The following is a 3,596-nucleotide window of genomic DNA, read 5'->3' on the forward strand; positions in this document are numbered from 1 at the left end:
GCACCGCGCGCTTGCGGTCGGTCGCGGCGACGGGATCACCGGCGGAGCCGATTCCCAGCAGCGGCGCGAACTGGCCGCCCACGACGAACCAGGCGCCGGCCAGGACCGCCAGCCAGCCGCCCAGCATCGCCGCGACGCGGTTTCCGGCGACGATCAGCAAGAGGCCACCCAGCACGGTCGCCGCCCCCGGCAGAACCTCGAGCCACCCTCGAGCCGTGCTCCACGCCCACTCCCGATCGGGCGTGTAGGCGAAGTTGAAGCGCGGTCCGACAAACGGTATTAACGCCCCCCAAGCTCCCATGATGACCAGGAGCAGTCCGCTGACCGCGCCACGCGAACGCGGCATGCTCAGCCCGCGTGTTTGGCCGTCTTCTGCGTATTTCATGACATCCCCTCGTTGAATACCGGGCCTGTTTCCGGCCCGGCATGGGTACCCGACCATTTCCGCTTGTAACCCATGCGGCGCGCGGAATTCCGCCCCCGGCGGTGACCATTGGGGCTGGTGAGACAGATGTTAAAACCTGAGGCCGAGCAGCAGCAGCGCGATCGCGATCGCCGGAAAGACGCCCTGCGTGACCGCGGCACGCCCCTTCTCCGGTGCGGACAGCAGCAGGACCACCGCGGCCGCGGCCATGGGCCCGACGCCGGCGAAGATGAGCGCCGCCCCAACGGCGTTGTGCCGCAAGATGATCGCCCCGATGCCGAGGCCGGTGACCACGGCCAGGAACAGGTTGTAGAAGCCTTGGTTGAAGGCCAGCAACTTGGTTGTCTCGGCCTCCTCGGCCGTCGTGCCGAACGTGGCGCGGGTGCGCGGCGAGGTCCAGGTGAACGATTCCATTACAAAGATGTAGACGTGCAGTAAAGCCGCCAGTCCGGCGAACACCAACCCGGCAGTGATCATCGCTCCTCCTCGGTGGTCGAGGCCTGCGCGGTGGAACTTTACCGACCTGCGGTCGCCCGGACCGCCCCGGACGCGAAAGGGCGCCGGTAGCCAATGGCTACCGGCGCCTCCCGCGTCACTCGTTACACGCCGGCGTGGTGGTGCCGGTGGAACAGGCCGCCACCGGCGCGCCGACCGAAGAAACCACGCCCGCGGGGCTCGGCTTCGACCCGGTCCGTCCGCGCGGCGGGCATGCCGCCCCGCGTCTCGTCGTACATGGCCGGGCCGCCGGCCGGCACCGCCTCGGCGGCCACCGGGGCCGGCTCGGTCACCACGACGTCTCGCGCGTGCCGCACCGCCAGGCGCGCCACGGCCGCCCCGCCCAGGAACACGATCAGGGCGCCCAGGCCGGTGAAGTAGGTGACCTCGAGCAGGGCTCGTTTCAGGTCCGTCGACGCCACCGGTTGCCCGAGGTCGCCGATGCCCAGGGTCGACGCGAACGCGCGGCCGACCACGAACCAGGCCCCGCCGAGGACCGCCAGCCAACCGCCGAAGACGCCGCTGGCGCGGTTGCCCGACGTAAGGACCAGCAGGCCGCCCAACGCCGTGGCGGCCCCGGGGAGCACCTCGAGCCAGCCCTTGGTCGTGGTCCACGTCCACGCCGGGTCGGTCAGGTAGGCCCAGTCGATGTTGGGCCCGAAGAACGGCACCAGTGCGCCCCAGGCGCCCAACAGAATCAGGAGCAGCCCGGTTAGCGCGCCGCGGGTGCGTGGCATGTACAGCGCGCGAGGGCGTTCGTTGTCGTAGCGCGTGGTCCTCATCAGAATCTCCTTCAACAGGTATTACTGCTGTGAGCTTGGTTACCCGACGACGCCCACGCATAACCGATCGCGGGCCGCCAGGGTGTCGGCTGGGAACGCCGGCTGTGGCTGGTCCGCCGGGGTGGCAGGGGCCTGAGCAGGCCGGACAGCGTAGCCGCGGACCGCCGCGGCCGGGCTGACCCGCAAAGGTCACGATTTGGTCGCGCTCGCGATCGCCACTAGTCCAATGGTGGCGACCCGCATCGCCCGGCCTTCGCCGCGCTCGCGATCGCCACTAGTCAAACGGTGGCGACCCGCATCGCCCGGCCTTCGCCGCGCTCGCGATCGCCACTAGTCAAACGGTGGCGACCCGCATCGCCCGGCCTTCGCCGCGCTCGCGATCGCCACTAGTCAAACAGGCCTGGTTGGCCCAACCCGGTGACGCCCGCCGGCGGGCTCATGCCCAGGTGTGTCCATGCCTGCGCGGTGGCCACCCGGCCGCGCGGCGTGCGGGCGACCATCCCGGCGCGGACCAGGAACGGTTCGCACACCTCCTCGACCGTGGTGGCCTCCTCCCCCACGGCCACCGCCAGGGTCGAGACCCCGACCGGGCCCCCGCCGAAGCTGCGGGTCAGGGCCGACAGCACGGCCCGGTCCAGCCGGTCCAGGCCCAGCTCGTCGACGTCGTAGACCGCCAGTGCGGCCTTGGCGACGTCGCGGGTGATCACCCCGTCGGCGCGCACCTCGGCGAAGTCGCGGACCCGCCGCAGCAGCCGGTTGGCGATGCGCGGTGTCCCGCGCGAGCGCCGGGCGATCTCCTCGGCCGCCTCGGCGCCCAGCTCGATGCCGAGGATGCCGGCTGAGCGGGCCAGCACCAGCTCCAACTCGGCGGGCTCGTAGAAGTCCATGTGGGCGGTGAACCCGAACCGATCGCGCAGCGGCCCGGTCAGCGCGCCGGACCGGGTGGTGGCGCCGACCAGGGTGAAGGGCGCCACCTCCAGGGGGATCGACGTCGCGCCTGGACCCTTGCCGACCACCACGTCGACGCGAAAGTCCTCCATCGCCAGGTACAGCATCTCCTCGGCGGGCCGGGCGATGCGGTGAATCTCGTCGATGAACAGCACGTCGTGCTCGACCAGGTTGGACAGCATGGCGGCCAGGTCACCGGCGCGTTCCAGCGCCGGACCCGACGTCACGCGCAACGAGGACCCGAGCTCGGCGGCGATGATCATGGCCAGCGACGTCTTGCCCAGCCCCGGCGGACCCGAGAGCAGGATGTGATCCGGTGTGCCGCCGCGATTTTTGGCGCCCTCGATCACCAGCTGCAGCTGTTCGCGCACCCGCGGCTGGCCGATGAACTCCCGCAGCGAGCGCGGCCGCAGACTGACGTCGATGTCCCCCTCCCCGACGGCCAGCGCCGGCGACAGCTCGCGGTCGGCGAAGTCATCGTCGGGGCTGCTCATTTGGTCTTGCCCAGCAGCGAGAGGGCGGCGCGCAGGGCGCCGGATGTCGTCGCGTCCTGATCGGTGGCCAGCACCTTGTCGGTGGCCTCCTCGGCCTGCTTGACGGCGAAGCCCAGGCCGACCAGCGCCTCGACCACCGGCCCGCGCACCGCGTGCCCGTTGACCACGGACGCGGGCGCGCCCGCTGACACCGCGCCCACCTTGTCCCGCAGCTCGAGCACCATTCGTTCGGCACCGCGTTTGCCGATCCCGGGAACCCGGGTCAGCGCGACCACGTCGCTGTCGTACAGCACCTGCCGCAACGCCGCCGCGTCGTGAACCGCCAACGTCGCCATCGCCAGCCGGGGGCCCACCCCCGACACGGTCAGCAGGGTCAGGAACAGGTCTCGGGTCTCGGTGTCGGTGAAGCCGTACAGCGTCATCGAGTCCTCGCGCACGACCATCGCGGTGATC

The 3,596-nt window shown here is 71.1% G+C and carries 4 protein-coding genes and 1 pseudogene; all 5 read right to left on the reverse strand.

Annotated features, from left to right (window positions below):
- Positions 1 to 385 (reverse strand): annotated as a pseudogene (locus tag A9X05_RS23735) (hypothetical protein); the annotation flags it as partial.
- A gap of 129 nt (positions 386 to 514) precedes the next feature.
- Positions 515 to 901: a DUF1304 domain-containing protein gene (locus A9X05_RS23740; RefSeq protein ID WP_067752097.1), complete on the reverse strand. Its 387-nt coding sequence runs from the start codon at positions 899 to 901 to the stop codon at positions 515 to 517.
- 122 nt (positions 902 to 1,023) lie between these two features.
- Positions 1,024 to 1,701 (reverse strand): hypothetical protein, encoded by a 678-nt coding sequence (locus A9X05_RS23745; RefSeq protein WP_067752103.1) that lies wholly within the window; start codon positions 1,699 to 1,701, stop codon positions 1,024 to 1,026.
- Between the two features lie 386 nt (positions 1,702 to 2,087).
- Complete coding sequence (ruvB, locus tag A9X05_RS23750; protein ID WP_067784382.1) at positions 2,088 to 3,143, reverse strand: Holliday junction branch migration DNA helicase RuvB; 1,056 nt, start codon at positions 3,141 to 3,143, stop codon at positions 2,088 to 2,090.
- Positions 3,140 to 3,596: Holliday junction branch migration protein RuvA (gene ruvA / locus A9X05_RS23755; protein ID WP_067752106.1), on the reverse strand; the 457-nt coding region annotated here is incomplete at its 5' end. The genes ruvB and ruvA, both read right to left, overlap by 4 nt.

It is taken from the genome of Mycobacterium sp. E3298, assembly GCF_001666895.1.
GTDB lineage: Bacteria > Actinomycetota > Actinomycetes > Mycobacteriales > Mycobacteriaceae > Mycobacterium.

Excerpts from the sequence above, each read along its gene's own strand:
- ruvB (WP_067784382.1), bottom strand. The coding sequence starts at position 3,143 with ATGAGCAGCCCCGACGATGACTTCGCCGACCGCGAGCTGTCGCCGGCG.
- A9X05_RS23745 (WP_067752103.1), bottom strand. The coding sequence starts at position 1,701 with ATGAGGACCACGCGCTACGACAACGAACGCCCTCGCGCGCTGTACATG.
- A9X05_RS23740 (WP_067752097.1), bottom strand. The coding sequence starts at position 901 with ATGATCACTGCCGGGTTGGTGTTCGCCGGACTGGCGGCTTTACTGCAC.